Genomic DNA, 4,102 nt, shown 5'->3' with positions numbered 1-4,102 from the left:
TTCGGGCAGGGAAGTTCCTACTTCTATGGCCTCGGACTGCTTTACGATGAAGAGGGACAGGATTCCTACTCGGCAGCTCAGTACAGTCAGGGATCTGGAATTCACCTGTCTTCAGGATGTCTGTGGGACGGAGACGGGGATGACAGCTATTTCTCCAGAAACGGGCCTGCACAGGGCAGCGCCCATGACCTTTCGACAGGATTTCTCATAGATGGCGGAGGTAACGACTGGTACTGCTCCGACGGAGGGCAGTCTCTTTCTCTTACTAATTCAGCCACGGTCTTCATTGATTTTTCCGGAAACGATACTTACTGCGTCAGGGGAGGAGGACAGGGAGAGGCTCGCTGGGCAAGAGGTTCTTCGGGTGTGGGCGTTTTTCTTGATCTTGCGGATCATGACGTTTATGGAGAAGGAGCTGATTCCACCGGATGGATGGTGAATGAATACGGGACAGGAATTGATCTGGCACGGACTACTCCTGAGGCTTCAAATCCTCAGGATCCTGTTGGAGATCCGGAATCACTTGATCTCGATTCTCTTTTTTCAGTAGCTTCGGAATGGGGTGTGGGACCCAACAGAGACAGGGTAATTGCTCACAGAGAAGAGCTTGCGCAAAGGGGAGAAGAAGCGGTTCAATACATTATCAGTAATCACATGGGAACACTAAGCGGTCTGGAAAGCCGCGCCATGGAAAAAGTTTTCAAAGAGAATATTGACACTTCAATGGAACAACTGCTTGATCTACTTGGTAGAGTAAACAGCATTCCCCGGAGAAACGCAGGAAACCTGATCTATTTTCTGGGAAAAGCGGGAGACGACAGAGCAAGACTGCCGCTGGAGCAGTTGCTGGAAGAAGAAGACAGTACGTTCGTTAAGCTGAGAACAGGAACTATCAAGGCGCTTGGAGAGATAGGCAGCACCGAATCGATATTGATTATATCGCAGTTTGCGGCGGATTCATCCGGCAGGGTCAGAAGGGAAACGGCTGTATCTCTAGGGAAGATATGCGATCCGGGGGCAACAGAGATTCTGGAGGAACTTGCGCTGGACTGCAGCATCGACATAAGATCAGCAGCGGAGAAAGCTATTGAAATGATAGAAGAAAAAATATCCTCGATGGAGGAAGAAAATGAAGAGGTCGCGGAATAATCCTGTGATTTGACACCTTGCGCTCCCAGGCTTATTTTGCTAATGTGGACTTATTGACAGAAACATGAACTGAAACAGAAAGGAAAATCCATGAAAAAACTTGGACTTTTAGTACTTGTAGCCGGAATCATTCTGATGGCCGGCTGTGCAGGTGACGATCCTTCTGGACCCGGAGGCACGTTGTCTAAAGTAGAAAACCTTGAAATACTGGCAACATCTTCGGGCAGAACAGTCAATCTCAGCTGGACCGCTGTTACTGATGATATCGATGGATACGAAGTTTACTTCAAGAGTGATGGTGAAGGCGACTGGGACGCTCTCGACACCGTAACCGGAACAACTTACAGCCACACTGCGGACAACTCTGGAGACTACTCGGTAAGAGCGTACAAAGATGAAAACTTCTCGGAGCATTATGCGACTGAAAAAACCACGATGCCTATATTCATTAATGCTGATTACGAAATCTGGAACCAACACGCTCCCGATTGGGAACACTCGGGAATACTGTTCGAAGATGATGGAGCAACAACCGGACTTGCCAGCGAATCTTTCGATCAGGACCTCTACTGTTATAACGGAGGAAGTGGATGCTACACATGGCTCTATTCCGGTGATTATGGTACATATGGTAATGGCAGCCACACGGATATGTGGAATCACTCTTCCAACTATGCTTATCCCGGCGAAGGTCCGTGGGTATATGGTGCGATAGATGAAGTTGGAGACGTTGTCATTGCTGAGCTTTCAAATGGATACTACATCAAGATATACATTAAAGCCCTTCCTCACTACGAGGGCGGAACAGACAACGCATGGGGAATCACACTGTACTACGATTACCAGCCAATCGAAGGTCTTTACCTGTTTACAACGGACTCCAACTAAAGCGGGATAGCAACTTAAATGGAATGGCGGGGCCGCGGAGCCCCGCCTTTTCAATAGTGAGAGACCGTTGAACATTGAAAGTGGAATGAGTGGACCATGAGAATATCTTTGCTCATATGTGTGATTCTTCTCTTGGTTTCATGCAGCGATCCATGGGGGCCGGGTATTGCCATTACTGTTACTTCGCCGCCGGCAGGGGGCGCACAAGCAGACAACAGTTACATAGTGAACTGGATTCTGGATGCTCAGGGATACTCTCATGCCGGTATTGATCTATTTGTGGATACCGATCTTGACCCGAAGAGTGGTCTCATTCAGATAGCGGAATCATTGTCCGTTGAGTCAACCGGTTTCCTGTGGGACTGCGCACTTTTTCCGGAAGATAGCTATTATGTGAGAGCTATCCTTTATGAGGGAAATAATTCGGTATCCGATTACAGTGATGGAACCGTGACTGTCTCTCATAACTAGAGATATCTTCAGTATATAAGAATAGCAGGAGCTGGATTTCTGAATCAATAGAGAAAGGTTAACAGATATGATACAGATATTTCTTGCAAGCCTGGCGTTTGCTACATTCCCGGCTTCTCCCTCATTATTTCAGGGGCAGCTGCCATCAATCGTGCAGAATGAAGATACTCTAATTACGGAAACATCTTCACCGGTCTTCATTCAGACAGCTTCCATTTCCGATATAGAGAATCTTTCCGGCGGTAACTTCGGAGCGGCTGTTATAGATCTGAATACAGGAGATATTCTAGCCTCGTCCGGCAGAGGGGTTTTCCCGGTGGACGACCCTGATATTTTCATGCTGGCTTACTCTGTTGAGTTGATGCTGGAAGGAAAATTGGACCCTGATACTTTAGTCGGCCGCAACATAACGATCGCTGATGAATTTTGGAGGGCATTCCATGATTGCCGTGAATCCGCCGCGAGAGCGATGTGGGCTGTTGGACTTGAAAGCATCTCCTCCTGGGTTGCCTCCAAGGGAATGAATGATACGGAACTGCATGACATACAGCTTCAATGGGAAGACGCTCCAGCAACTAATCCATCTTTGAGTTCACTGGATGATATAACGCAGGCTCTTCAAATAATTCATTCAGGCATGGATATCCCCGCAGTTCCGGAGATCATGGAGAACCCGGATATGGGTGATGGACAGGCTTCATCTGTTGGACAGGGCTGGGATCTGTACGGATGGGTGGATTCAGGTCAGGATCATAAGACATACGTCCTGATAGCGATAGCTCCTGACGGTCGGGAGAGGGGGCTTGTGCTGCTCAGCAAAGACCTCTGCTGCGAGGGAAAAGGCGAGCTTGCCATGATGCTGCTCTGGCAGGCTTCACTGGGGCTGTAGACCTTGCCAAAGGGCTGATAATAGAGTAAAATACCAATTAGTTACTACTGAGTGGGTGGAATAGGCCACCTGTTCTTAGGAGGAGGAGAGTAATGAAAAAGGTATTCCTGCTGTTCTGTCTTCTTGCAATCACCGGCACGGCCTTTGCCGGCTTTTCGCTTGGATACAAACCTCTTGCTATCCCAGCATTTGTATCTGGTGAAGGTAATATCACATTTACTAACGTGAATCTTCTTCGTGTCGGCTTTGCTGCATCACCCGAATTCAGACTTGAATTCCTTGCCGGATATGACAAGCTCAACTTTGAATTGGATGTTGAAGGTTCATCGGTTGATGCCCATGAAACCGTCTACGTTATTGGTGCTTCAGGATTCTATGTGATCGCCAGTCCTGCCAATACTGTTTTCAGCATTGGCCTTTCCTTCCTTTACGGTAAGGGAACAGGGGAAGATACTGATGGAACTGATTTGCCAGAGACTTCCGGCTACGGCATCTACCCAATCATGAGGGTTGACTTCGCAATTCCGGGCGCGGAGAGATTCGCTCTGTTTACCGAATTCGGAGCCAGGTACCTTTCCACGACCACCGACTATGATGATGGAGTGGAGTACAAGTTCTCAGAACTGTCAACATGGGGCTCAGAGAATATTCTCGGAGGAGCCTACTACAGTTTCTAGAACGTAAGTGATTATGTCAGGGGCACGC

General features: G+C 48.1%; 5 protein-coding genes. All 5 read left to right on the top strand.

The genetic code is table 11. The annotated features are described in order from the left end of the window. On the top strand, nt 1-1,149 hold a 1,149-nt coding region (locus tag K8R76_09935), incomplete at its 5' end, for a HEAT repeat domain-containing protein (GenBank protein MCD4848502.1). 90 nt (nt 1,150-1,239) lie between these two features. Further along, on the top strand, nt 1,240-2,037 hold the full coding sequence (locus K8R76_09930) for a fibronectin type III domain-containing protein (protein MCD4848501.1): 798 nt from the start codon (nt 1,240-1,242) through the stop codon (nt 2,035-2,037). A gap of 96 nt (nt 2,038-2,133) precedes the next feature. Continuing rightward, entirely contained in the window at nt 2,134-2,508 is a 375-nt protein-coding gene (locus K8R76_09925) for a hypothetical protein (protein ID MCD4848500.1), read from the top strand. 67 nt (nt 2,509-2,575) lie between these two features. Then, nucleotides 2,576-3,397, top strand: coding sequence for a hypothetical protein (locus K8R76_09920; GenBank protein MCD4848499.1), 822 nt, complete (start codon nt 2,576-2,578; stop codon nt 3,395-3,397). 92 nt (nt 3,398-3,489) lie between these two features. Further along, nucleotides 3,490-4,074 (top strand): hypothetical protein, encoded by a 585-nt coding sequence (locus tag K8R76_09915; GenBank protein ID MCD4848498.1) that lies wholly within the window; start codon nt 3,490-3,492, stop codon nt 4,072-4,074. The last annotated feature ends 28 nt before the right edge of the window (nt 4,075-4,102 follow it).

It is taken from the genome of Candidatus Aegiribacteria sp., assembly GCA_021108435.1.
Classification (GTDB): domain Bacteria; phylum Fermentibacterota; class Fermentibacteria; order Fermentibacterales; family JCC-6; genus Aegiribacteria.
The sequence above is the reverse complement of the archived record's forward strand: the minus strand, read 5'-3'. Positions and strand labels throughout refer to the sequence as shown.